This is a genomic window from Ciceribacter sp. RN22 (assembly GCF_024054295.1).
In the GTDB taxonomy this organism is placed as follows: Bacteria; Pseudomonadota; Alphaproteobacteria; order Rhizobiales; family Rhizobiaceae; genus Allorhizobium; species Allorhizobium lividum.
The window spans coordinates 638,789-663,754 of the sequence record NZ_JAMXLD010000001.1 but is presented as its reverse complement, the minus strand read 5'-3'; the positions used below and the strand labels follow the sequence as shown (position 1 = coordinate 663,754).

The 24,966-nt window shown below is 63.7% G+C and carries 25 protein-coding genes; 11 read left to right on the top strand and 14 right to left on the bottom strand.

The genetic code is table 11. The annotated features are described in order from the left end of the window. Window positions 1-826: 826 nt before the first annotated feature. The 9 genes from NHF53_RS03270 to NHF53_RS03230 form a co-directional block, all read right to left on the bottom strand. Window positions 827-1,264: a hypothetical protein gene (locus NHF53_RS03270; protein ID WP_252833084.1), complete on the bottom strand. Its 438-nt coding sequence runs from the start codon at window positions 1,262-1,264 to the stop codon at window positions 827-829. A gap of 435 nt (window positions 1,265-1,699) precedes the next feature. After that, window positions 1,700-2,989 (bottom strand): amidohydrolase family protein, encoded by a 1,290-nt coding sequence (locus NHF53_RS03265; protein WP_252833083.1) that lies wholly within the window; start codon window positions 2,987-2,989, stop codon window positions 1,700-1,702. Window positions 2,990-3,005: 16 nt separating this feature from the next. Then, entirely contained in the window at window positions 3,006-3,950 is a 945-nt protein-coding gene (locus NHF53_RS03260; RefSeq protein ID WP_252833082.1) for an ABC transporter permease, read from the bottom strand. Continuing rightward, entirely contained in the window at window positions 3,947-4,996 is a 1,050-nt protein-coding gene (locus NHF53_RS03255; RefSeq protein WP_114363905.1) for an ABC transporter permease, read from the bottom strand. Before NHF53_RS03255 ends, NHF53_RS03260 begins: the two co-directional genes overlap by 4 nt. Beyond that, window positions 4,986-6,506: an ABC transporter ATP-binding protein gene (locus NHF53_RS03250; RefSeq protein WP_252833081.1), complete on the bottom strand. Its 1,521-nt coding sequence runs from the start codon at window positions 6,504-6,506 to the stop codon at window positions 4,986-4,988. Before NHF53_RS03250 ends, NHF53_RS03255 begins: the two co-directional genes overlap by 11 nt. Continuing rightward, a complete protein-coding gene (locus NHF53_RS03245; protein WP_252833080.1) occupies window positions 6,503-7,912 on the bottom strand; it encodes an amidase in 1,410 nt (469 codons plus the stop codon). The genes NHF53_RS03250 and NHF53_RS03245 overlap by 4 nt, the downstream gene beginning before the upstream one ends. A 9-nt stretch (window positions 7,913-7,921) precedes the next feature. After that, window positions 7,922-8,908: a BMP family protein gene (locus NHF53_RS03240; RefSeq protein WP_252833079.1), complete on the bottom strand. Its 987-nt coding sequence runs from the start codon at window positions 8,906-8,908 to the stop codon at window positions 7,922-7,924. 439 nt (window positions 8,909-9,347) lie between these two features. Next, window positions 9,348-10,172, bottom strand: coding sequence for a transporter substrate-binding domain-containing protein (locus NHF53_RS03235; RefSeq protein WP_252833078.1), 825 nt, complete (start codon window positions 10,170-10,172; stop codon window positions 9,348-9,350). A 160-nt stretch (window positions 10,173-10,332) separates the two neighbouring features. Further along, on the bottom strand, window positions 10,333-11,262 hold the full coding sequence (locus NHF53_RS03230; RefSeq protein WP_252833077.1) for a LysR family transcriptional regulator: 930 nt from the start codon (window positions 11,260-11,262) through the stop codon (window positions 10,333-10,335). A gap of 158 nt (window positions 11,263-11,420) precedes the next feature. Here NHF53_RS03230 and NHF53_RS03225 point away from each other — a divergent pair, with 158 nt between their 5' ends. The 9 genes from NHF53_RS03225 (at window position 11,421) to NHF53_RS03185 (ending at window position 19,991) form a co-directional block, all read left to right on the top strand. Further along, window positions 11,421-12,590 carry an FAD-binding oxidoreductase gene (locus tag NHF53_RS03225; RefSeq protein ID WP_252833076.1) on the top strand — a complete coding sequence of 390 codons (1,170 nt, stop codon included), beginning with the start codon at window positions 11,421-11,423 and terminating at the stop codon, window positions 12,588-12,590. Next, the gene (locus NHF53_RS03220; protein ID WP_252833075.1) at window positions 12,587-12,841 is read left to right on the top strand and encodes a 2Fe-2S iron-sulfur cluster-binding protein; all 255 of its coding nucleotides are present in this window, start codon (window positions 12,587-12,589) and stop codon (window positions 12,839-12,841) included. Before NHF53_RS03225 ends, NHF53_RS03220 begins: the two co-directional genes overlap by 4 nt. Beyond that, a complete protein-coding gene (locus NHF53_RS03215; protein ID WP_252833074.1) occupies window positions 12,834-14,183 on the top strand; it encodes an FAD-dependent oxidoreductase in 1,350 nt (449 codons plus the stop codon). Before NHF53_RS03220 ends, NHF53_RS03215 begins: the two co-directional genes overlap by 8 nt. 10 nt (window positions 14,184-14,193) lie before the next feature. After that, window positions 14,194-15,591 carry an aldehyde dehydrogenase family protein gene (locus tag NHF53_RS03210; protein ID WP_252833073.1) on the top strand — a complete coding sequence of 466 codons (1,398 nt, stop codon included), beginning with the start codon at window positions 14,194-14,196 and terminating at the stop codon, window positions 15,589-15,591. An 11-nt stretch (window positions 15,592-15,602) separates the two neighbouring features. After that, window positions 15,603-16,346, top strand: a complete 744-nt coding sequence (locus tag NHF53_RS03205; protein ID WP_252833072.1) for a dihydrodipicolinate reductase C-terminal domain-containing protein — start codon at window positions 15,603-15,605, stop codon at window positions 16,344-16,346. A 26-nt stretch (window positions 16,347-16,372) separates the two neighbouring features. Next, a complete protein-coding gene (dapA, locus tag NHF53_RS03200) occupies window positions 16,373-17,290 on the top strand; it encodes a 4-hydroxy-tetrahydrodipicolinate synthase (protein WP_252833071.1) in 918 nt (305 codons plus the stop codon). Between the two features lie 165 nt (window positions 17,291-17,455). Further along, a complete protein-coding gene (locus tag NHF53_RS03195) occupies window positions 17,456-18,121 on the top strand; it encodes an amino acid ABC transporter permease (protein WP_252833070.1) in 666 nt (221 codons plus the stop codon). A gap of 15 nt (window positions 18,122-18,136) precedes the next feature. Continuing rightward, window positions 18,137-18,910 (top strand): amino acid ABC transporter ATP-binding protein, encoded by a 774-nt coding sequence (locus NHF53_RS03190; RefSeq protein ID WP_308218622.1) that lies wholly within the window; start codon window positions 18,137-18,139, stop codon window positions 18,908-18,910. A 4-nt stretch (window positions 18,911-18,914) separates the two neighbouring features. After that, window positions 18,915-19,991, top strand: a complete 1,077-nt coding sequence (locus NHF53_RS03185) for a saccharopine dehydrogenase family protein (RefSeq protein ID WP_252833069.1) — start codon at window positions 18,915-18,917, stop codon at window positions 19,989-19,991. A gap of 220 nt (window positions 19,992-20,211) precedes the next feature. Here NHF53_RS03185 and NHF53_RS03180 read toward each other — a convergent pair whose 3' ends face one another. The 5 genes from NHF53_RS03180 to NHF53_RS03160 form a co-directional block, all read right to left on the bottom strand. After that, on the bottom strand, window positions 20,212-20,499 hold the full coding sequence (locus tag NHF53_RS03180; RefSeq protein ID WP_252833068.1) for a hypothetical protein: 288 nt from the start codon (window positions 20,497-20,499) through the stop codon (window positions 20,212-20,214). Between the two features lie 60 nt (window positions 20,500-20,559). Next, window positions 20,560-21,600, bottom strand: coding sequence for a fatty acid desaturase (locus NHF53_RS03175; protein WP_252833067.1), 1,041 nt, complete (start codon window positions 21,598-21,600; stop codon window positions 20,560-20,562). Between the two features lie 90 nt (window positions 21,601-21,690). Next, window positions 21,691-22,059: a DUF6481 family protein gene (locus NHF53_RS03170; RefSeq protein WP_114363922.1), complete on the bottom strand. Its 369-nt coding sequence runs from the start codon at window positions 22,057-22,059 to the stop codon at window positions 21,691-21,693. A gap of 176 nt (window positions 22,060-22,235) precedes the next feature. Beyond that, window positions 22,236-22,445 (bottom strand): cold-shock protein, encoded by a 210-nt coding sequence (locus NHF53_RS03165; RefSeq protein ID WP_112690504.1) that lies wholly within the window; start codon window positions 22,443-22,445, stop codon window positions 22,236-22,238. 230 nt (window positions 22,446-22,675) lie between these two features. Beyond that, window positions 22,676-22,939 carry a hypothetical protein gene (locus tag NHF53_RS03160; RefSeq protein ID WP_170141892.1) on the bottom strand — a complete coding sequence of 88 codons (264 nt, stop codon included), beginning with the start codon at window positions 22,937-22,939 and terminating at the stop codon, window positions 22,676-22,678. 1,077 nt (window positions 22,940-24,016) lie between these two features. Here NHF53_RS03160 and NHF53_RS03155 point away from each other — a divergent pair. Further along, complete coding sequence (locus NHF53_RS03155; RefSeq protein WP_252833066.1) at window positions 24,017-24,226, top strand: cold-shock protein; 210 nt, start codon at window positions 24,017-24,019, stop codon at window positions 24,224-24,226. Window positions 24,227-24,337: 111 nt separating this feature from the next. Next, window positions 24,338-24,508, top strand: coding sequence for a hypothetical protein (locus NHF53_RS03150; protein WP_170141893.1), 171 nt, complete (start codon window positions 24,338-24,340; stop codon window positions 24,506-24,508). Window positions 24,509-24,966 lie beyond the last annotated feature (458 nt).

Genomic DNA, 24,966 nt, shown 5'->3' with positions numbered 1-24,966 from the left:
CGACCACAACTGCTGCACAAAAAGAGTTGCAATGAGAACGGGCACAATTGCCCCTACGACACAATGCGCCCGGTATGCCCGTCGAGCCCAGAGATCTCCCTCTTCGGAATGCTTTTTCAAGACGCTTCCGACCAGACGGTAATTCAACATTCCTCCGAGCCAGAGAGGTTTGGCACCATCTGTCTCTCCATCGTCATGGGCTAGCTTCCGCGCATACACGAAGAGAATCCAATTGCTGGCGAAGCTGATGGCTGCGAGCGCCGCGATCCAGGCAGGCATAGGTCCCCTCGCTGAACGATACTATCCTTGGTAGCAGGCAGGCTTAGAACTACACATATGCTGTTTCGATGCACCGGCCTCTCGCCTAAACCCGATGACTATGCGTTCCGGCTCGTTCGTGTCGTCGGCCCGAATACTCACCCTCGTTTCGCCGCTTGGAACCGGAGCCTGCAGAAGAACCGTGCCGAGCACAGTCCTGACAACCAGCTTGAGGCTGTCCGTCCGCAGCATGCCCTCGAATACAAGTTCCATGCTCGGGTTCACGCGGTCAGAATCGTCGATAGCGATTTCAGTCTCGCCATCGTCTTCCGCCCTGCACCCGATTGCAATACAGGAGCCCGTCGATACGACGAGCGAGTGGCTTATGGAGTCAGGAACATCACCTCCAGCCAAGTCTTCGACGAGAACGACCGAATTTGGCGGAGCAATTCGCACCGATATCATTGTCCCCCGCGTCCTCCGCGATCACTGACCCACACGGCAGGGTAGCAGCGGCAAGGCGGTTCTGTACAGCCCTCACCGGCTCGCGCAGCGATAAACCCATCCCCTACCAAACCCAGAACAACAGCCCCCAAGGCAGCAACCCCGCCCCGATCGCAACGCCGCTAACCGCCGTGGCGAGGGCGCGACGAGGACCTTTGCAATAACGCCCCGTGATCTTCCAGACCAGGAGCAGGCTCCAGGCGGCTGCGAAGGCAAGCGCCGCCATCCGCACGTCGTTCGCCCATGCGAGGCGAAAGCCGTCTGTCCGGAGCAGCGTGACGGTCTGCGCCGAAAGGCCGAAGAACACGCCGCAGGCGGCGAGCGGCAGGAGTCCGTGGACCAGATGATGGAAGCGCCGCGCGCTCCACGGACCGAGGATACGTCCGGCCAGCATTACCGGCAACAGGATCACGAGGCTCGCGGCGGCGGCGGTCGCGGTGAGGTCGCCGACACGAAGGCACTTTTCGGCCTCCGCAGGACACAAAGAAGTCGGAGCGACCAAGATCGGAAGGTCCCCAAACTTTGACCCGAAGAGATAGACAAAGACGACCTTTCCTTTGGGCGCCACTCGCAACAAGCCCCAACCCACATATCCTCCCTGACGGAGCGGGATCGCGAAAACGGAGCGCTCGCGATATGGGAGAGGGCACATCAGACGATGCCCAAGATGCGTTGGATGGTGTTCATGTCATGGCTCCCGACGCAGATTCGAACAGTCCTGAAACCATTCATTTCGTCGCTTCTTCTTCCTCAAGAAAAAGATCCTGCAAATCTCCGTTGAGCGGGTCGGCCTCGTGCATCCTCTTCGAACACCCACCCGCTCAAAGCGACGACAAGAACGCCTCGGTCCGGCAGATCTCCACCTGCACGGAGATCCGCTCGCCCTTCACCGCCCGTCCGGTTCTCTTCCCGCACAAGGGGAACGAAAATGGCCCGCTCAGGAGCGCGGAACGTAGTCCCGGCCGGGGTCGATGCTGGCGGGGCGGCCTTCGAGGAAGAGTTCGCCGATGCGGGGCGCCGAACGGGAGATGACCTTGCCGCCCTTCACCACCAGGAGCCGCGTCGGCTTGAGCCGCAAGGCTTCGACGACGTCCGCGGCCTGCAGCACGACGAGATCGGCCTTGCAGCCGACGTTAAGCCCATAGCCTTCGAGGCCCATCGTCTTTGCCGAGTTGACAGTCAGCGCCTCATAGATCCGCTTCTTGTCCTCGATGCCGCCCATCTGCGCCACATGGATCGCCATGTGACCGACCTCCAGCATGTCGGCCGAGCCCATCGCGTACCAGGGATCCATCATGCAGTCCTGCCCGAAGGAGACGTTGAGACCTGCGGCCATCAGTTCGCGCACCCGCGTCATGCCGCGGCGCTTCGGATAGGTGTCGTGGCGACCCTGCAGCATGATGTTGATCAGCGGATTGGGGATGACGTTGATCTCGGCCTCCGCCATCAGCGGAATGAGTTTAGAGACGTAGTAGTTGTCCATCGAGTGCATGGAGGTGAGATGCGAGCCCGCCACACGTCCCTGCAACCCGTGGCGCACGGTCTCGGCCGCCAGTGTCTCGATATGCCGCGACATCGGGTCATCCGTTTCGTCGCAGTGGATATCGACGGGGAGGCCACGCTCGGCAGCGATCCGGCAGAGCGCCTCGAGCGAGCGACGGCCGTCCTCCATCGTTCGTTCGAAATGCGGAATGCCGCCGACGATGTCGAGGCCCATGTCGAGGGCGCGTTCGAGCGATTTCTCGCCCTCGGGCGCGCGATAGTACCCGTCCTGAGGGAAGGCGACGAGCTGCAGCTCGATATAGGGTTTCACCCGCTCCCGCACTTCGATCAGCGCCTCGGCCGTCACCAGCCGCGGGTCTGAAGTGTCGACATGGCTGCGAATGAAGAGAAGTCCCTGGGTGACGGCGAGATCGCAGTAACTCAGCGCCCGTTCGACCAGCGCCTCCCTCGTCAGCAGCGGCCGCAGCTCGCCCCAGAGGGCGATGCCTTCGAGAAGCGTGCCGGAGACGTTCATGCGCGGCAGGCCGAGCGAGAGCGTCGCATCCATATGAAAGTGCGGATCGCAAAAGGGCGGGCTGACGAGGCGTCCCGTCGCGTCGATCTCCTCGCGGGCTGCCGCGTCGATGCGTTTGTCGATCGCTGCGATCTTTCCACCGGCAAGACCGATGTCGAAACCTTGGGAACCATCGGGCAGGTTGGCGTTTCGGATGATCAGATCGAACATGGTCGGCCTCGTCGGGTCAGCGCTCGCCGCGCCGGTAAGGTTGCATCAGTGCCTGCGGAACACGGGCGTGCCGGGACATCAGTGCCAGCGCCGCAATCGACAGGATATAGGGGATCATCAGGAAAAGCTGGTAGGGAACCACGCCGCCCAGCACCGTCTGCAGGCGGAGCTGGAAACCGTCGAAAAAGGCGAAGAGCAGCGCGCCGAGAAGCGCCCGGGTCGGGCGCCAGGAGGCGAAGACGACAAGCGCGATGCAGATCCAGCCGCGTCCCTGCACCATGGTCGGGAAGAAGCTGTTGAAGGCGGAAAGCGTCAGGAAAGCGCCCGCCATGCCCATCAGCGCACTGCCTGCAATGACCGCGCCGTATCGCACGGCCATCGGATTGATGCCCTGCGCCTCCGCCGCGTGCGGGTTCTCGCCCGTCATGCGGATCGCAAGACCGAGCGGCGTGCGGAAGACGAGATAGGCGAGCGCGAGCGAAAGCAGGATCGCGAGATAGGTCGGCGGCGTCTGGGAAAAGAGCGCCGGGCCGACGAACGGCAAGTCGCTGAGCCCCTCGATCGAAACCGGCTGGAATGGAACGATGGTGGGCGGTGTACCGGCGACCGGCACCATGAGGCGGAAGACATAGTAGCTGAAGCTTGCGGCAAAAAGTGTGACGCCGAGCCCCGACACGTGCTGTGAGAGGCCGAGCGTGACGGTGAGCCCCGCATGCAGCACGCCGAACATCCCCCCGGCGAGCGCCGCGACCAGAAAACCCGTCCAGAGATCCGCGCCGTTATAGACCGCGAGCCAGCCGATCATGGCGCCGAAGGTCATGATGCCCTCGATGCCGAGGTTGAGCACGCCGGCGCGCTCGCAGAGCAGCGCCCCGAGCGTCCCGAGGATCAGCGGCGTGGCGATCCGGAGAACCGCCGTCCAGAGGCCGGCGGAGGCGACGATGTCGAGAACCTCTGTCATCGGCGGATCCTGTATTGAGTGAAGAAGACGGCGACCAGCATGGTCAGCAGGGAGAGCGCCACGATCACGTCGGCGATGTAGCTCGGAATGCCCATGCTGCGGCTCATGCCGTCCGCGCCGACGAACATGGTCGCGGTGAAGAGCGCTGCCAGCACGACGCCCAATGGACTGAGATTGGCGAGCATCGCGACGACAATGCCGGAATAGCCGTAACCGGGCGAGAGATCGGTCGTCACGTAGCCCTTGACGCCCATCACCTCCACGGCACCCGCAAGGCCTGCAAGTCCGCCTGACAGACAGGCGACGGCGACCAGCGTGCGCCCGAGCGGAACCCCGGCGAAGGCCGCGCCCTGCGGATTGAGCCCCGCTGCCCGCGACTGCATGCCGAAGACGGTGCGCGACTGCACGAAATGCAGCACGAGGGCGAGCACCACCGCGACCGGCAGGCCGAGATTCAGGCGCGAGCGGGCGAGCAGTTTCGGCAGCATCGCCTCGTCGGTCACCGATTGCGATTGCGGCCAGCCGAAGGCCATGGGGTCCTTGAGCACCGTGTCGATCAGCATCGAGACGAAGAGCACGGCGACGAAATTCAGGAGCAGCGTCGTCACGACCTCGTCGACGGAAAACCGCAGCCTGAGCCAGAGCGGCACGAGGAGGAGCACCATGCCGGCCAAGGCGCCAAGCGTGAAAAGCAGCGGGATTTGCAGTGCCGGCGAAAGCCCGCCGAAGAGGTGCGAACTCGCCCAAGCGACGGTGATCGCACCGAGATAGAGTTGCCCTTCCGCGCCGATGTTCCAGAGGCGGGCGCGGAAGGCGACGGCCGCGGCAAGACCGGTCAGGATCAGCGGTGTCGCCCGTGTCAACGTTTCCGTCGCCGAAAGCCGGGAGCCGAAAGCTCCCTTCAGGATACCCCAATAGGCATCGAGGACCGGCGCCCCGGCGACGGCGATCAGAACGCCGGCAATGGCGAGCGCCGCGGCGATCGCGATCAGCGGCGTCGCCACCACCAGCGCCACCGGTCTGTGTTCACGCCGCTCAAACCGCATGGGCGACCTCGCTTTCCCATTCGCCGGCCATCATCAGGCCGAGCTTGCGCGCGGAAACCTCGTCCGCGGAAACCGGCGGCGACAGCCTTCCGCCGACAATTGCCTGGATCCGGTCGGCAAGCGCCATCACCTCGTCCAGATCCTCCGAGATCAGGAGAACCGCCGTTCCCTGCCGCCGCGCCTCCAGGATGCGTTCGTGCACGGCGGCAACCGCACCCTCGTCGAGCCCGCGGGCGGGCTGCGCGGCAAGAAGGATGCGCGGCCGGTTGATCAGATTGCGCCCGAGAATGAGTTTCTGCATGTTCCCCCCGGAAAGAAGCCGGGTCCGGGTTGCCGGAGAACCGCCGCGCACGTCGAACGCTTCGATGATCTTTCCGGCGAACGCGATCCCCGCCTGCCGGTCGACGAGGCCCCGGCGGGAGAAGGCCGGCAGCCGCTCGAGGACGGCGTTCTCCCAGATCGCCATCTCGCCGATCACACCTTCCCTGTTGCGGTCCTCGGGAATGCGCCCGATGCCGGCGGCGATGACGTCCGCGACGGAAAGCTCATCGACGGGGTCACCGAACAGCAGGAAATCACCGGAGGTTTTCGGCAGTATGCCTGAGAGCAGCTGCGCCAGCGCCGCCTGGCCGTTGCCGGAGACCCCGATAATGCCGAGCACCTCGCCGGCATGAAGCCTGAAATCGACGGACTTGAGCCTGTCCACCCCACCCGTCCGGACGGTGACGGCAGCCGCCTCCAGGACGACCTCGCCCGGGGTCGACGGCTCGCGCACCGGCCGAATGACGGTGCGCCCCACCATCAGTTCGGCGAGTTCCGCCTTGCTGGTCTCCGACGTCGCGCGCTCGGCGACACGGCGTCCGCCACGCAGCACCACGACGCGGTCGGCGGTCGACATGACCTCGTCCAGCTTGTGGGAAATGAAGATCAGGGAGAGCCCGTTCGCGGCCATGTCCTTCAGGGTCGAAAACAGCCGTTCCGCCTCGATCTGCGTCAATACCGCGGTCGGTTCGTCGAGCACCAGGATGCGCGCATCGTTGTAGAGGGCTTTGAGGATTTCCACCCGCTGCTGCTCGCCGACCGAAAGGTCCCCGAGCCGCGCATCGGGGTCGACCCTGAGGCCGAAGCGTTCCGAGATATTGAGAAGCTTCTCCCGCGCCTCGGCGCGGCGTAAGCGCCACGACCAGAGGCTTTCCGTGCCGGTCGTGACGTTCTCGAGCACCGTCAGGTTCGGCGCCAGCGAGAAATGCTGATGCACCATGCCTATGCCGGCGCGGATCGCCGCACGGGGACGTCCTGGCGGCAATTCCCGGCCGTCGACCAACACACGACCGCTGTCGGGCATGTAATGACCGAAGAGAATGCTCATCAGCGTCGTCTTTCCGGCACCGTTCTCGCCGAGCAGCGCGACGATCTCGCCCCGCTCCAGCGTCAGCGAGATGTCGTCGTTGGCGAGGTTGTCGCCGAAGCGTTTGCTGACGCCGAGGATTTCCAGAACCGGGGTGCTCATGCGTTCAATCCTGCAACGGGAAAGCGATGCTGCCAGCGCCCATCCTGCTCCAGCCGTGCGGCGAGTCGCAACAGCAACGCCTCCTCTCCCATCGGCGCCATCAGTTGCACCGGCAGCGGCAGGCCGTCGGTATCCGCGCCGAAGGGCAACGTGACCGCCGGGAATCCGGAGGCGTTGGCGAGCGCTGCAAGCGGCGCGAAGGCCGCCATCCGCTCGAAATGGCGATCCGTATCGGCATGATCGGTTAGGAAGGAGCCGACCGGCAACGGCGCCGATGACAGGATGGGACAAAGCAGACAATCGATACCGTCGAAAAGGCGCCATAGATCCCGGCTCACAACGACCATGGCGTTCAGGCTCTGCCACAGTGCGCGCGCCGAGAGCGACAGACCACGTTCGATGACGGCCTGGGTCAGACGCTCCGTCTTCGAGGCGTCGAGGTTGAAGCGGGCGACGGTGTCGGCAAGGTTGATGCAGACGATGTCGGCGAAGGCGCGGCGGCTCGTCGCCACAATCGCTTCCAGTGCCGAAAAATCGACCGGAACCAGCGTGTGACCATCGACCTCCAGGAAGCGGCCCGCCGCCTCGACGACCGCAAGCCGCTCCGCCTCGGTCGGGAATTCCGCCCCGGTGTCTATGAGAAGACCTATACGCAACCGCTCCTGCCCTGCGTCCTTGCGCGCCACGGGCGGAAACGGACCTTTCGCCTCGCCGCCGAGGGCCGAGAGGATCAGGGATGTGTCGCGCACCGACCGGCAGACCGCAAGCTCGCTTGCGATGCCGGCGAGATGATTTCCGAAATGCGGGCCTGCCGGCATCAGGCCGCGGCTGGGCTTCAGTCCGACAAGGCCACAGCAGGCAGCAGGCACACGGATCGACCCGCCCGCATCGGTCGCGTGCGCGATCGCGACGATGCCGGCCGCGACCGCAGCGGCCGCACCGCCTGACGAGCCGCCGGCCGACAGTTCCGGTGCAAGCGGATTGCGGGCGATCGGGCCTGCTGCCGGCTCGCTCGCCAAGGAAAGACCGAACTCCGGACTTGTGGTGAGGCCGAAGAGGCAAAGGCCCGCGGCACGGAAACGTTCGGCAAGGTCGGAATCGATAAGACCGCCCCGCCTTGCGATCAGCCGCGACCCCGCCGTCATCGGAAACCCGGCGAAAGGCCCGCCGAGATCCTTGCCGAGCGTCGGGACGCCGGCAAAGGGCATCATGCGGCGCGGCGGCGCATCGGACGCGACAGCATCAATGCGCGAAGCTGCGTCCAGACCTCTGGCGGCGTCCGTATAGGCGACGGCCCCGAGATCCGCCAGGGCCTCGCAAGCCGAAAGGGAGGCCTGCATGGCCTCGGTGCTGGTGAGGCGACCGCTTGCGATCGCCCCGGCCAGTGCCGTTGCATCCGCCTGCATGGACGAAGCTTACTTCGGCGCGTCCATGATCTTCGGCACTTCGAAGGTGCCGGCCTTGATCTCGGCGCGCTTGGCCTCCATTGCGGCTTCCGCGTCGGCGGGTGCCACACCCTTCACGTAGACGATGTCGCTTCCGCCTTCCTTCATCAGGCCGTAGGCCGTGTAGTCGCGGCCGGTCGGCTTGCCGGCTGCGACGTCGGCAAGTGCCGCATTCAGGATCGGCCGGAAATTCCACAGCGCGTTCGCGAAGACCGTGTCCGGATAGCGCGGCGTATAGTCGATCAGCGAGCCGATGGACTTGATGCCGCGCTCCTTGGCGGCGTCCGCCGTGCCGATGCGCTCGCCGAAGAGGATGTCAGCGCCGGCGTCGATCTGGGCAAGGCCCGCCTCACGCGCCTTCGGCGGATCGAAGAAGGTACCGATGAAGGTCACAAGATGCTTGGCGTCCGGATTGACCGCCTTGACGCCCGCCGCGAAGGCGTTGATCAGCATGTTGACCTCCGGGATCGGCATAGCGCCGACGGAACCGACGACATTCGACTTGGTCATCTTGCCGGCGAGCATCCCCGCCAGATAGGCGCCGTCGAAATTCCAGGTGCCGAAGACGCCGAAATTGTCTCCCGATTCCTGTCCGCTCGAACCCATGACGAAGGCGGTTTCCGGATAGTCCGCCGCCACCTCGCGCGCCTGCTTCTCCACGGGGAAGGTCTCGCCGATGACGAGCTTGACGCCCTGCTCGGCATATTCGCGCATCGCCCGCGGATAGTCCGTGCCGGAGACCCCTTCGGAGAAGACGTATTCGATCACGCCTTCGGCAGCGGCGTCCTGCAACGCCTTGTGAAGGACGGAATTCCAGGCGTTCTCGACCGGCGATCCATGGATGCCGGCGACCTTGATCGGCTCGGCGGCGCGCAACGGTGAAATGAAGGAAGAGGCGCCAAGCGCCAGGCCAGACGCCAGTATGGTGCGCCGGGTAAGCATGATCTCGCTGGTCATTTTCGGGTTCCCCATTTTTTACCAATTGGTAGAAATTGTTAGGTCCAGCACAAAAATGTGTCAAGGCGATTCGGCGGCTAAAAAATGGTCATTTCTGGACCTGAATCCGCGTCTGCCCGGATCGCAGGTTGTGCACTGCCGAGACTTTGCGCGACCGGCAGGCAGCGTCGTGACGACAGAGCACTTTGGCTGCCGATGAAGAGACTGGCACGAGACCGGAGGACCACGAAATCAAGGTGTCCTCTCCAGGCCGTTTGGCGGCTTTACCCGGGAGCCTTGCCCGAGTTCGGCAGTGCGTAATGCCAAGACGTCAAGGCAGGTTTGCGTAACCTCTCCCTACCCCGTGGCCCATGCAACCGGAAGCCGGCGAGCACTTTCATGCTCGCCGGCGACAGTTCGTCCGGATGACCGTGAAGGGTTGTGACGGTCTATGACAGCCTCAGCCGCCGAAGCCGAAGCCGGGAGGCATGTCGGTCAGTTCGATGCCGAAGGGCTTCAGGCTGTTGAGAATCCAGGTCTGGTTGTTGCCGATGCGACGATTGTATTCGGCCCAGGCGGAGACAAAACTCTTGAAGGTTTCATCGGTGCCGTAGTTGACGGCGATGACCGACGGTGTGGAAAGGACCGGCGTCGGAACCTTGACGTTGCCGATCGTCGGGGCCTTCTTGGAGATGACGAGGCCGTTCAGCATGGTGTTGACCAGAGCGTCGGCCTTGCCGGTGGTCACGGCGACGATGGCTTCGTCGCGCGTCTTGAAGCGCAGCATGTTCGCCTTCGGAAGATACTGGGTGGCCATCAGGTCCTGTGCCGAGCCGAGGTCGACGGCGAAGGTATATTTCGGGTCGTTCAGTTCGTTCCACGCCTTGCCCGTCAGTTCGTCCTTGGCCGAAACGAGCACGAAGCTGTTGTAGTAGGTCGGATCCGAGAAGGAGACGGACATGGCGCGCACCGGCGTTGCGGTCACCGCGAAGGCCATGTCGACCTTGCCGCTCTGCACGTCCAGAATGGCATTCGCCCAGCTCGACTCCACGACTTCCAGCTTCACGTCCAAGGTCTTGGCGATGTCACTGGCCATGTCGATGACGAAGCCCTGCCACTCGCCCGTGCGGGGATCCTTGTTGAAGTAGGGCACCTCGTTGAGGATGGCCGGGATCCTGAGGACGCCGCGCGAGCGGATGTCGTCGATCGTGCCGGCCGAGGCCGATGTCGCAAACAGCGATGCCGCGACCGCGGCCATGCTGCAAAGCTTGGCGAAAATCTGCATGTTGGGTTTCTCCCTTGTTCCCCGAGAACGATTGTCTACCCGCCTTGCATCCGCCGGTTTCCGTCGAAGCAATTGCGGCCATGGACAGCGTATCGCCGAACGGAAGCGGCACAATGCTAGAGAACCGGACACACTTATCGGCATTTTTGTATGTTGCCGCTCAAAGGGTATCACGGGGGAAGTCGCCGCCCTGCGGCGGGTCGAGCACGGGTCCGACCAGTTCGCGCTGGCAATCCTCGAAGAGCTTCAGGACCATCGGATGTTTCTGGAGGAAGCCGGCAGTGCCGAAATAGACCCGCACCTCCGGCAGCGTGTCCAGTTTGACCGAAGCAATGGTATGGTCTTCGGGGCCGATGCACCAGGACGGGATGATCGAAAAGCCGAGTCCCTCCTCGACACAGCGTTTGACACTCGAACTGCCGGACGTCGAGATGACCGGCTGAACGACCGCACCGTCACGTGCAAGAAAGTCGACCGACAGGTTTCTGAGTGTCTGGCCCGGCTCGTAGGTGACGAACGGCCGGCCTTCCGCCCAGGCCGGGATCCCCGCCACGGCAGGCGCCTCGCCCCACACGCGGGGATAGACGAGGCTCAGCCGGTAACTGCCGAGAAGCCGCTGCGGCACGACGGGATCGCCGAAATAGCGCTCGGAAATACAGATATCGAGGCTGCCGTTCTTGACGAGCTCGGCGAGCACCGTGTCACGCTCGTAAACGGCGAACTCCATTTCCGGGAAGCTCTCGCGGAAACGCGCCAGAACCTTCGGGAACAGGTAGAAGAAGATGGCCTGCGGCATGCCGACACGAAGTGACGAGCGCTGGCTCTCGATCAGCTTGGTGAGCCGTTCGAGCATGATATCCAGCTCCGGATGGAGGAGATTGTAGAGGGCGCGGCCGCGGGGCGTCAGCGATATCCTCTTCGCCCCCTGCTCGCTGTCGATGAGCTTGCCCTTGAGGATCTGCTCCAGCCGCCGGACGTGGTTTGCGGCCGACTGGTAGCTCAGGTTGAGATCGCGTGCGGCCCCCGAAAAGGAGCCGTGCCGTGCCACCTGGTAGAAGGTCTGGATGAGAGTAAGGCTGATCTTCGCCATCGCTGGTCCCCTTGATACCCGGTCTCGGCATATGGGTTCTTCTCTTTCCAGCGGATACAAATTTCGTGAACTGGGAAGGCCGTCATCTTGTATCGACGGGCGAGGCCGCACTTCGCCAATATCAGATGTATCGAACGCAAAAATCTCGGTCAAATGATATGAAGTTCCGCCCGCCAGCATCAGCCATCGTCATCGGATCGGGGATATCCGGCGCGGCCGCCGCCTATTTCCTCGCCCGGCGCGGCGTGAACGTTGAGGTCGTCGAAGCGAGCGCTCCCGCGGCTGCGGCAACGGGGGCCGCCGACGGCGCCGTCTCGGTCGCCAGCAAGCGGTCGGGCCCGTTGATGGAGGCGGCACTCTGCGGCATCCGGCTCTACCGCGCGCTCGCCGGCGAAGGCCTGTTCGCCGATCTCTTCAAGGCCCGTTCGACCTTCATCGTCGCCTCGTCGGAACAGGAGGCGGAGGTGCTCCACGCCCATGCCGAAGCTCTTTCGTGCGCCGGCGTGCGTGTCGACAGACTTTCTCGCGCCGAGACCGCACGGCGCTTTCCGGTGCTCTCACGCAGCGCCGAAATGGCGGTCGAGGTCCACGATGAGGGGCACGCGATCGGCTACCGGATCGTCCATCGCCTGCTGACGGCCGGCGGCATAAACGTCCGCCGCGACGAGCCGGTGCGCCGGCTTCTTGTCTCCGGCGGACGTGCCGAGGGTGTGGAGACCACCAAAGGCGTTCTGAAGGCCGACGCGGTTATCCTCGCGGCCGGGAACGGATCGGCGCATCTGCTCGGCCTTCGCGACACGCTCGCGCCGCGCAAGGGGCAGCTCCTCGTCACGGAGCGCGCACCGCACCTCAACGCCGCCATGCCGGGTGCGATCATGTCCGGGCGCTATCTTCTCAGCAAGGGCAGCCAGAAGGCCGCCGCCGGCAAGCCCGCTCGCGGGATCGGGCTGGTGATCGATCCGCTGACCACCGGGCAGTTTCTCATCGGCGGCACACGCGAGGATACCGACGACCATCGATCGAACGATCTCGATGCCGTGTCACGCATTCTCGCGGATGCGGTTGCGCTGGTTCCCGGCCTCGCCGAGGTCCGGCTGCTGCGAAGCTTTGCCGGGGTACGCACCGCGGTCGTTGACGGACTGCCGCTCATCGGCCGCCTGCCGGGTCTCGACAATGCCTATGTCAGCACGGGCTTCGAAGGCGACGGCATCTGTCTCGGTCCGGTCGCTGCCAAGGCAATCGTCGAGCTCGCCTGCGACGAGGAGCCGTCCATCGATCTCGCCCCGTTCGATCCCGCCCGGTTTGCCGGCATCGAGGTGGCGGCATGAGTGGGCATCTCTTCGATTTCATGGGCCGGGAGATTCCATTCCGCCCGGGCGAAAGCGTGGCCGCGGCACTGGATGCGGCCGGAATCACGATGCTCGGCCGTGACTCCCTCGCCGTGGAGGCACGCTACTTCTGCGGGATCGGCGCCTGCCAGTGCTGTCTGGCGATGATCGACGGCGTGATGCGCGAAGCCTGCCTGACGCCCGCGCGTGCAGGAATGAAGGTCGAAAGCTTAGGGGCGCGCCATGATTGACGTCGATGTCCTGATCGTCGGTGCCGGCCCCGCCGGGTTGGCCGCGGCCGTCGAGCTCCGCCGTGCCGGCCTCTCGGTCGAAATCATCGAGCAACGCGAGACCATCGGTGGTGCGATCTATCGCCAGCCGATCGCCGGAGCCCGCCCCGTGCGGCAGGCGACGGGCGCCGAGCGGCGCTGGCGCGCGCTTGCCGATGACTTTGCCGCAAGTGGCGTTGCAGTCCGGCATGCCTGCGTCTTCGTCGGCATCGACGGAGCCGGCCTCGTGCTCATCGAAGATCGTCATGCCGGAAAGATCCGGAAAGTGGCGGCACGAGGCGTGATCCTCGCCGTTGGCGCTGTGGAGAAGGTATTGCCTCGTCCCGGCTGGCAGCTTGCCGGCGTGTCGACGGCGGGCGGCCTTCAGGTGATGATGAAGGAAACCGGCCGGGCACCAGGCGGGCGCGTTCTGCTCGCCGGCAACGGCCCGCTCCTCATTGCGGTCGCCGCGCAGATGGCGAAGCTCGGCAATCCTCCCGTCGCCATCATTGAGGCCGGCGACCCCATCCGCCGGTTTGCGGCCGGCATCGGGCTTTGCGCTTATCCGGAACTCGTGACCGAGGCGCTGTCCTATCTGCGGACAGTCCATCTCCATCGTATCCCCTGGATGAGGGCAGCATCTATCACCAGAATCGAGCGGCGACAGAAGGGACTGCTGCGCGCCGTCGTGCGCGACGGCCGCGGCCGCGAGCATGTCTTCGACGTCGATCGCATCGGCCTTCACGACGGCATTCGGCCCAACGAATTCGGGCTTCCCCCCGAAGCCGCAAAGGACGCGTCGCTTCCCGTCATCCTGCGCGCCGGCGATTGCCGGGAGGCGCTTGGCGCAAAGGCGGCGATCGCGGACGGCCGGCGTGCGGCCGGCGAAATCCTCGAACGGCTCGCCGGCACGGGCTGGCGGCAGGAGCGGGAAATCGCAAGACTGCGGCGGGCGCAGGATGTCCTTGCCCGTCTCTTCCGGCCGGTCGATGGCGCTGATCCTCTGATGCGGCTGCCGGACGAGACAATCCTCTGCCGCTGCGAGAACCGCACCGTCGGCGACCTGAAACGGCTATGTGCCGGGCCGGACATCCCGAGTGGACGCGAAGTGAAGCACAACGGTCGCTTCGCCATGGGGTCCTGCCAGGGGCGGTTCTGCGCCGACAACACCGCAGCCCTGATGGCAGCACTCGCCCCCGATCGACCGCCCCCCTCCCCTGAGGATCTGACCGGCCGACGCTGGCCGACACGTCCCGTGGCGATCGGCGCCCTCGTCGCCGCCCGTGCCGAAGAGACGACCCCTCGAGACGAACAGCAAGACTAGAAGAGGCCCAATGATGACCCAAGTCGCGACCCTCAACGCCGGTTCGACGATCACCGTCCGCAACCCGTTCAACGGCAACATCGTCGGCGACGTCGCCGAAAGCACGCCGTCCGAAATTGCCGCGGCCGTGACCCGGGCGAAGATCGCCCAGCAGGAATTTCGGCGCTCCACGCCGGCGCTCCGTCGCAGCCTGCTGAATGCCCTTGCCGCCGAAATCGCAGCGGATGCCGAAGAGCTGGCCCGGATCATCTCGTCGGAGATGGGAAAGACCATTCGCGAAGCCCGAAACGAGGTCCGTCGGGCCCAGAACACGCTGAAACTCTCGGGCGATGCGGCGACCTTCCTCGACGGCGAGGCGCTCCACTGCGCGATCGTCGAGGGGGGAGCCGACCGGCTGGCAACGATCACTTACGAACCCGTCGGCGTCGCTGCCGCCATAACCCCGTTCAACTATCCGCTGAACCTTCTTTGCCACAAGCTCGGCCCGGCGATTGCAGCCGGCAACGCGGTCGTCGCCAAGCCCTCGCCGAAGGCGCCGCTCGCGGCCGAAAGGCTTTGCGCGCTGGCCGAAAAGGCCGGCTGGCCCCGCAATCTCTTCCAGGTCGTCCACGGCGGCGCCGACGCGGCCCTCTCGCTCGCCCGCTCGCCGATCAACCTTCTCTCCTTTACCGGCGGCCCGGCGGCGGGTCTCGCGTTGAAGAACGCGAGTGGCCTCGTCCGCTGCCTGATGGAACTCGGTGGCAATGATCCCCTCTTCGTCATGCCGGACGCGGACCTCGACAAGGCGGTCGCCACCACGATCGGCCATCGTTTCGAGATCGCCGGCCAGAGCTGCGCGGCCGTCAAGAAACTCTATCTCCACCGCGACATCGAGCGGGCGTTCACGGAGAAGCTGCTCGCCGAAGTCGACGCGGTCGAGTTCGGCGATCCTTCCCTCGACGACACCGATATGGGTCCCCTCATCGATGCGGCCGCCGCGCGGAACGTCCAGGAACGGATCGATGCGACCATCGCCAGCAAGCGCGGCAAGCTCTTGACCGGTGGCAATCACGCCGGCGCGCTCTTTGCCCCGACCGTCATTTCGGAGATCACCGCCGACGCGCCGGTGATCGCGGAGGAAACCTTCGGCCCCGTCATCGCCATCCGCACCTTCAATGAAGCGGCCGAAGCGATCGCGGAAGTCAATGCCGGGGAGTACGGACTGCAGGCTGGCGTCTTCACCAACGATCACGCGGTCATCAGGCAGTTCTCCCGCGACCTCGTGGTCGGCGGCGTCATGATCAACGAAGGTCCGGACTTCCGGGCGGAACACGTGCCGTTCGGCGGTGTGAAACGCTCAGGCCTCGGCCGAGAAGGGGTCCGCATTGCGCTCAGGGAAATGTCCGAGCCCAAGGTGGTGATCGATTGAGGGCCGGGACGATGAGAGTAGGCATTCTCGGCGCATCCGGCCGCGTCGGCACAAGGCTGGTCGAGCTCGTCCTGGCCAATCCCGGCCTGCAACTGGCGGCGGCCTTCGTCTCCCCCGTGTCCCGGCTCTGCGGCACGCCGGTTGCCGGCGGCAGCATCGAATACCGGCCGGCCGACCGTGCGATGAACAGCCATTGCGACGTCGTCATCGATTTCTCGACGCCAGCGTCAAGCCTCGCCTTCCAGGCGCTGGTCGGCGAGAAACCCATTCCCATGGTGATCGGCACGACCGGTTTCTCCGCGGAGGAGAGCGAGGCGCTCGCACGCTACGCCGCATACCGGCCGATGCTGGTCAGCGCCAATTTCGCACGTGGTTTCGAGGCCTTCCGCCTCGGCGCCGTCGATTTCATGCGTCGCATGGCTGCGGCGGAGCCTTCCGTCGCCGAGATCTACCACGCGCGCAAGAAGAGCGAGCCGTCCGGCACGTCGCGACTTCTGGCAGGCGAACTGCATGCGACGCGCAGTCAGGTCATGGGATTTGCCGCGCCCGAGCCGCCGATCGCCGTCCATCGCGAAGGTGACACCGTCGGCGTCAACGAAGTCCGCTTCGATCTCGGTTCGGCGGAGGTCGCCTTCACCTACCGCGTCCATACGCTTGCGGCCTACGCGGAAGGCGCACTTGCAGCAGCCGAATGGCTGATATCGGAACCACGCGCCAACGGGCGCTATACGCTGGCCGACAGTCTGGCCAGGTAACAAGAGACAGGAAAGGATCGAGGCACATGCAGGATTTGGCCCACCGCTTCAAAGGCGTCTTCACCGCACTCGTCACCCCCTTCAGGAACGGCAGCGTCGACATCGCCGCCGTCGACGCGCTCGTCGAGCGGCAGCTCTCGGCCGGCGTCAGGGGCCTCGTTCCCGTCGGCACCACCGGCGAGGCCGCTACCTTGTCGGATGAGGAAGCGGTCGAGCTCATCGCCCGCACCGCAGCACTCGCCAAGGGCCGCGCGCTTGTCGTTGCCGGCGCTGGCGCCAACAATACTCAAAAGGCTGTCGAGAAGGCAAAGGCGGCGGAAGCAGCCGGAGCCGATGCGCTGCTGGTGGTCACGCCCTACTACAACAAGCCGACCCAGGCCGGACTGGTCGCCCATTATGGCGCGGTGGCAGAAGCGACGACCCTGCCGATCATGCTCTATTCCGTCCCCGGCCGCTGCGGCGTCGAAATCGCCCCGGAAACCTGTGCCGCCCTGACGGAGCGCTACGCCAATATCGTGGCGATCAAGGAGGCCGGCGGCAATCCGGGCCGCGTGACCGCACTGCGGCGCACCTGCGGCAATGACCTGATCATCCACTCCGGCGACGATGGCCTCACCCTGCCCTTCCTCTCTCTCGGCGCCTGCGGCGTCACGAGCGTCGTCGCGAACGTCGCGCCCCGCGAGATGGTCGAGATGGTAAAGGCGTGGGAGAACGGCGACACCAGCCTCGCGCTGGCGCTCAACGACATCATCGCCGAGCTCACGGAAGGGATGTTCATCGAGTCCAATCCCGGACCGGTCAAGGCGGCACTCGCCTTATCGAACCTCGCCGGTCCGGAACTTCGCCTGCCGATGGTGCCTGTTTCGGACGCGAACCGCGAACGCCTCACCGGAATCCTCGGCCGCTACAGCGCGGCCACGGCCGCCTTCCAAGAAATGCGGTAAGCGCCCGCCGCAGCTTTGCATTGCCGCCCGCCGCGGAAGATAGGACCATGAAACCGTGGCTGGACCACGCCAGTCCCGGATCACGAAGAAGATGGGGAACGACCATGAGAGCCAGTAACACCCGCCACTCTGGCGGTGGAAACGCCTGCAGGAGAGAAGACCAAGATGACCTATAAATGGGATTTCCACTCGGTCTGGGTCTTCTACGACCTTTTTCTCGAAGGGCTGTGGATCACTGTCCTCTATACCTTCGGGTCGATCTTCTTCGGCGTGATCATCGGCTTCGCCACCTGCGGAGCGCGTCTGTCGCGCTTCAAGATTCTCAAGGCGGTGGCGCGGGTCTACCAGGAGATCTTCCGCTGCACGCCGCTTCTCGTCCAGTTGCTCTGGTTCTACTATGCCTTCCCGCTGCTGGTCGGCGGCTCCATCGACAATCGCGTGGCGGCCATGCTGACGCTTTCGCTCTATGTCGGCGCCTTCTACGCCGAGATTTTCCGCGGCGGCATCGTCTCGATCGACCGTGGCCAGCGCGAGGCGGCCGCCGCCATCGGCATGAGCCCCTGGCAATCGATGACGCGGATCATCCTGCCGCAGGCGATCAAGCGCATGCTGCCCTCCTTCATCAACCAGTCGGTGATCCAGTTCAAGAACACCTCGCTGGTCTCGGTGATCTCCGTCGCCGACCTCGCCTACATGGCGGCCGTCGTCAACGGGCAGACCTACCGGCCGCTGGAGTCCTACACCATCATGGCCGGGCTCTACATCGTCATGCTCCTGCCGCTGACGCAGGCTGCCGACTGGATCGAAAGACGCCTCAGGGCGAGCGACTAAGGAAACGGTACGACCATGAGCATGAACAAAGAAACAAGCGCCCCGGTCATCGAAGCGGTATCGCTACGCAAGAGCTACGGCCCGCTCGAGGTCCTCAAGGGGCTGGATCTCAGCCTTGCCCGCGGCGAGGTGGTGGCGCTGATCGGTCCGTCAGGCTCCGGCAAGTCGACCTTCATTCGCTGTCTCAACATGATGGAGATCCCGAGCGGCGGCACGATCCTCTTTCGCCAGAAGAAGGTCGGCGACCGTTTCCGAGACAAGGACGGCGACATCGGCATCGGCACGCTTCGCCGCCATGTCGGCATGGTCTTCCAGCACTTCAATCTCTTTCCGCACAAGACCGTTCTCCAGAACGTCACGGAAGGCCCGATCGTGGTCTGCAAGACGCCCCGCCGAGAAGCCGAGGAACGCGCCATGGACCTGCTCGCCAAGGTCGGCCTCGCCGAAAAGCATGCCGCCTATCCGAGCCATCTCTCGGGCGGACAGAAGCAGCGGGTGGCGATCGCCCGTGCACTTGCCATGGACCCCGAGGTTCTCTTGCTCGACGAGGTGACCAGCGCACTCGATCCCGAACTGGTCGGCGAGGTCCTGACGGTTATTCGCCAGCTGACGGACGCCGGCATGACCATGGCGATCGTCACCCACGAAATGGCGTTCGCCGCCGAGGTCGCCAATCGCGTGCTTTTCCTCGATCAGGGCGTCATCGCCGAATCCGGATCGGCCGACGAGGTCATTCTCAACCCGCAGAACCCGCGCCTTCAGGCGTTCGTCTCACGCTTCAGAGGGTAAACCTATGGTTGGCTTCCGCGTATCGATCGTCGGCGCAGGCAGTATCGGCTCGGCGCTTGCCGCCTGCCTCGGCACGGCGGGAGGCTTTGCCGTAGAGGTCATCGATCCTTCGGAAGAGGCTCTCGACCGGCTGCTGGATCTGAACCTGCCTGTTTCTCTGCACCACCTCGGCTCGCACGAGCCGCTTGCGAACCTCCTGAAGCAGAGCGATGTCACGGTCGCGGCCGTGCCCGAGCGGGCAGTGCCGGCGATCGCCCGGGCGGCGGCATCGGCGGGCACGCATTTCCTCGATTTCTCGCCACTACATGCCGACACCCGGCAGGCGCTGGAGCCGCTCGCCGGCGAGCGTGTCGTGCTCAATGGCTGCGGCGTGTCGCCGGGTCTCGTCGAGAACATTGCAAGCAGCCTCGTTGCCCGGTGTGCGCCAGTCTCCGAACTGACGATCCGCGTCGGCTCCATACCGCGCTTGCCGACGAACCGCCTCGGCTACGGACAGATCTGGGACATCGACGGACTGATCGACGAATATACGATGCCTTGCGAGGCGCTGCGCGGTGGAGAGCGCGTTCATCTCGCGCCACTCGAGGGCAAGGAACACGTCGTGCTCGACGGCGTGACCTATGAAGGCTTCACGACCTCGCGCGGATTGAAGGATCTCGCAATGTTCGCCACGGCCGGTGTCGGCAACGTCACCTTCAAGACGCTGCGCTATCCCGGGCACCTCGAGCACATGCAGTTCCTCCTCGACGACCTCGGCCTCAGGAACCGCCGCGACATGCTGCGCTCGCTCCTGCTCAACGGTCTGCCCATCATCGAGGAGGACGAGCTGGTGATGTTCCTGACGGCGCGCTCCGCGAGGGGTGCACGCAAGCTCGAAGCCTCGTCGTCCTATCGGTTCCGCCCGAGCCCGGCCCTCGGCCCCTTCAACGCGATGACGTCCGTCGCGGCGGGCTACGCGGCAGGACTCCTGTCCCTGCTGCGAAACGGTGACCTCGGAGAAAGGGGCTTCGTCGCCCACCACAGCGTTTCAGGCGCCGGGGTTCTGGAGAATCCCTATTTTTCGCCCCTGCTGGCGGCGTGACGGCATCCAGGAATGCTCGCCGCCAGGGGCATCGCGCAGCACGGATCCGCCATCGCGGTGCAACGCCGACCTGAGACCCAAGACCGAAGCTCCGCGACCCTGCCGTAGCGACAGGGGCTTGGCGGAGATTCGTGTTCCGACGAATGCGCTGAAGAAGATGTCCGCCACCCGCACCGAGAATGCGTCTTGGTGGTGCACGGCCAATGCTCCCTTGCGGGCGTCACTTGTTCTTGAGAAGCCACATCTTTCCCGCCATCGTGATGGCGTGGGCGGATTCTTCTGTCTGCGCTTCGGGATTGAGCCTCTTCAGAAGACCGAGTTCGGTCAGTTCATTCAGCGTGCTGGTCTTCAGGAATTTGACCTTCTGTGGTCGTTCCTTGAACCGGTCCGTCTTTGCATAGGTTTCGGTGGCGTCGAGATGCGTCCATTTCTTGCCGTCCTGGAGAAACAAATCGCCGTCCTTTGCGAGTTTCAGACCTCGTATCTGTATCGGTGTCAGTTCGATCATCGTCGTCTTTCGTTGTCTTGGTGAGGAAGCGCGGCCGGCAAGCAGCCGGCTGCAACGCATTCACGCGCCGGCTGTAACCTGCGCGGCATCCCGGAAGGAGAGGAGTTTTCGGCTTCTCTCGTCCCAGAGGACGAGCTTCACGCACTTCAGGCTCTCCCACAGCGTGATACGTCCGATGGAAGCGAGCTCCGGGTGATGACGAAGCACCTCCGGGAGCCGGTAATAGGGGATGCGGCTCGACAGGTGATGCACGTGGTGAATGCCGATATTGCCGGTGATCCACCGCAACACCAGCGGCAAGTCGTAATGGGAAGCGCCGTGAAGCGCCGCCTCCGGGAAATGCCAGTCGTCGCCCTTGGCCCAGTGGGTCGTCTCGAATTGATGCTGGACATAGAAGAGCCAGACGCCGGCCGCACCCGCCAAGAGCACGATCGGCAGGTGAATGGCAACAAAGGGCCCGATTCCGATCAGCCACACCAGCACGCCTGCCAGTACGGCGATGGCAGCGTTGGTGGCCATCGTCGACACCCACGGCAAGGCGCCCGATCGCATCATTCCGAACGGCAGACGTTGTTTGAAGAGGAACAGCCACGCGGGACCGATGCCGAACATCACCAGCGGGTGCCGGTAGAGGTTGTAACCGAGACGGCCCATGCGGGAGAGCGAACGATACTCGGCAACCGTAAGGGTCGTGATGTCGCCGACGCCCCGTTCGTCCAGATTCCCGGCCGAGGCGTGGTGGGCGGCATGAGCGCGACGCCAGTAGTCATAAGGCGTCAAGGTAAGTACGCCGAGCAGACGCCCCACCCAGTCATCGATACCGCGACGAGCGAAAAACGAACCGTGCCCGCAATCATGCTGAATCATGAACAGGCGCAAGAGAAACGCGGCAGCGGGTACGACGAATATCAGCCCCAGCCAAAGACCGCGGGAGATGGAGAAATATGCGAGAAACCAGAAAATCGCGAAGGGAACGATCGTAACCAAGAGCTCAAAGACGCTGCGCCGTGCCCGTGGTTGGCGATATCGCGACAAGGTTTTCAACCAGGCCGCAGCATCGACTTCGGCGGGTTTCGCAGGGGCTTGGATCATAGTGTTCATCGGAAAACCATCCGTTCACTCGCTTCGCTGCATGAAAGTGCAGACGGCGGTGTTGTTATTCGCGCCCGATCACGGGCGCATCTCGGGTCGTCAGGACCGGCGCGCCTTTCGGGCGGCATAGCGACGATCCCGTTCCGCCTTGCGGGCCGCCTCGTCTGCGATCATGCGAGTCTTGACGTCGTCCTGTTGTGCTTTGGCGGCTGCCTGCTCGGCTTCTGCTGCAGCCGCACGAGCCTCTGCATCCGCGAGCATTCGCGCGTGCTCCGCGACTTTCATCGCTTGCCGCTCGGCCCGGCGTTGCTCTCTGGCGATGGCGACCGCTTCACGAGCGGCCAATCGTTCCCGCATCTGCGGATCGATCGCCTTGGGTGCAGATGCGAATTTTTCCAATAGTGCGCGTTTCGCCTCGGCCGCGGCCGTACGGCGCGCATGAAAGCCGTTGTCGTTCGGGTGTCTCAATCTCTCATCCTTTGGAACTCGTCAGTTCGAGAGCTCCCCCGCGTCCCGCCCTGAGCGGGACCGGGTTCAGAATTTGCAGCGGTGTGCAAGTTAAGAAAAAAGGCCAGACGCATGCCTGGCCTTTCCAACCTTTCGCCGCGATGCCAGTACATCCGTGGTCACCTGCGGCTGAAGCTTCAGGCGGCGCGAAGCATGCCCGCCGACATCTTGCCTGACTTGCGGTCACGTTCGAGTTCAAAGCCGATCTTCTGGCCTTCAACGATCGTGTTCATGCCTGCCCGCTCGATAGCGGAAACATGGACGAAGACGTCCGCGCTGCCATCGTCAGGCTGAATGAAGCCGAAACCTTTAGTGGAATTGTACCATTTGACTGTGCCAGTGGCCATAACGAGCCCTTTCTCAGCAACGTTAATTACCGCCGGGCGACGCACGGCGGTGTTTTCGACTTTTGAAGGGGGAAGTTCGTCACGAAGCGCGAGGCGCAGCCAAAACAAATATCAGCAAACAAAGTATCGATGAACACTCAATATACGATCGCTGGATCCGCGTCAACCTTTTGTTTTGCGTTCTTCTGTTTTCGACTTATGGTATACATTCTCCGGATAGACGCACCCCGTCACGGGCGCCGACGGCCCGAGGGGCTGCGTCGGAGAAGCGGATAGTCCTCGGCTTCGTAGAGCTTCTGCATCTGCATTCCATCGAAGCGGTCCTCGTCGACCTCGAGCACGCAGCCCCGGAGCATCGAGCTGGGCATGTCCTCGATTGCAAAACGGAGCGCTTCCGCCACGCTGTCAAACCTCTTGTATCGAAGCCTGCTCGTCCGGCGCACGGTCTTGCAGGGATAGAGTCCTGCGGCGGCATGGTAATCAACACTCTTCATCGCCCAATTCCTCTCTTTTTGAAGCTGAACACGCGGGGAAACCGCCGCAGCGGCCTCCAGCCCTTCGCGCGCAAGCGAGCATCGGAAGGAACTCTCGGCCGAACGGCAGGCCATATCCGTCATGAACTGAAACCCCGAGCATTTCCGGCCAATTCGGAGTCGTTCCGACGGGAGCTCGAGGTCGGGACGCTCCCTGGAAGGGCAGCACCGCCAGAAGCCAGCCGATCCGGTCAATCGGGAAGTGGGAAACGCTCGTGATCCAAACCGTCCGCGAAGGGTCCCGTTGCTCTGTTCGCGGCAGCTATTGCTGTTTCTTGCCGAGGCTCAATCCGCTGCTCGCCAGCTTGACCTGAGCGCCCGAAACGGCGGGCGGGGCGGACGAGGCCTTTTCCTTCTTTGGTTTCCGCGCCTCGCGGTTACTTCGCATTTGGCCCTTTGCCATGGGAATTTCTCCAAGGTTGCCTGTCTGGCGAAAGGAAGCGGCCCGGCAGGCCGCTTCGACGGATGCGCTTCGCGAGGCGGAAAGGCGGCTGCCGCGTGGAACTCAGTTTTGAGGAATTTCCGTATCCGTTCGCCCGCCCAGCAAGGCCGACATGGCGCAGGAACCCCCAAGGGATGGCGAATACAGCAGGACCTGGTCGGGCGCCGAAAGAACTGCCCGGAATCGCCTTACAATCCGTGCAGCGGCGTTCGATGGACCGGTCTCATGATGCTGAATGTTCTCACGGTATCCAGACCCGCTTACGCTTAAGAGGTTTCGGTGTAACTGCAGCTCGGAAGACATGAGCGTCCTCCTTTCGTTGGGGCCGGGGCATGACAGCCCTGAAGCAGCAGCGCCCTGAACATGGCTGCCGACAAATTTATGATACGCCTCGCCTCCGAAAGGTGCAACAAAATAAAAATCAAAGTCGCCTTGTGCCTGACACAATCGACTGATAGTTCTCACCAATCGAATTTGGCTGTTTAGCTTCATTTTTGTGCCAATTGTGCGGATGTGACCTTCCCTTTCAAAATCGATGACTGCGCGGCCCGCATAATGCCGGCTGTAAATTCCTGCGATAGCGAGAGGAAATTGTTATGAACACCGGCATCGTGAAATTCTTCAACACGGCAAAAGGCTTCGGCTTTATCGAGCCCGAGGACGGCGCGAAGGACGTGTTTGTCCACATCTCGGCGGTCGAACGCTCTGGCATGACGCACCTCATGGAAGGTCAGAAGATCAGCTATGACGTCGTCACCGACCAGCGCTCAGGCAGAACTGCCGCCGAAAATCTTCAGGCGGCATAAGCCTGGACGGGTTCAGGTCTCTGACCGCCGTCGCGGACACAGATCGCAGAACCATATGGCAAGGTCGGGCTCGCCCGGCCTTTTTTTCATTTCCAACCAGGAAAGACTCCCATGAAAAAGACGGACGCAGGACAACAGATCCTCAGGGCGCAGCGGCAGGTGGCAAACACCAGTGGCGGCGGACACCTTGGCGGAACGAACCACGGTCAAGGCTACGATGCAAAGACATCATCGGCCAAGGGCAAACTCGACAAGACCCGACGATTTGGCGGCAAGAAGTGACACCGGCAAGGACCGGAGCACATCCGGCCAATCCGGGTTCGTTCTGACAAGACGACCTATCCAAGATCCAACAGAGACGCGAAGGCCATGTCCACCGATAAGGTCGAGCGGCTGTGTTGATCTTGACACGGAGACACCCGTTTCTCCGGTCACCCGCTTCGACGAGGTCGAGGCAGGGCGCCCGGAGAGATCTCCATTTTCGTGTTTGCCTTCGGCAAAGAACGAGAGTGGCGTCAGTTAGCGGAATCAGATCGCGTTCCGATCTTGCGCGATGCCGCTTGTTGCTCCGCCTCAGAGAACAGCACTGCCCCTGAAGAAATATTGGCGGAGACACCCGCGCGCGGCTTTCTCGGCAATACCTGCCTCGTCCGGCAAATCCTCCGCCCACAAGGTGTCCCACGACGCGACGCGCCCCTGTCTCCGAAGAGCGCCGGCTCAAGCCACGGCGCGTAACCGAT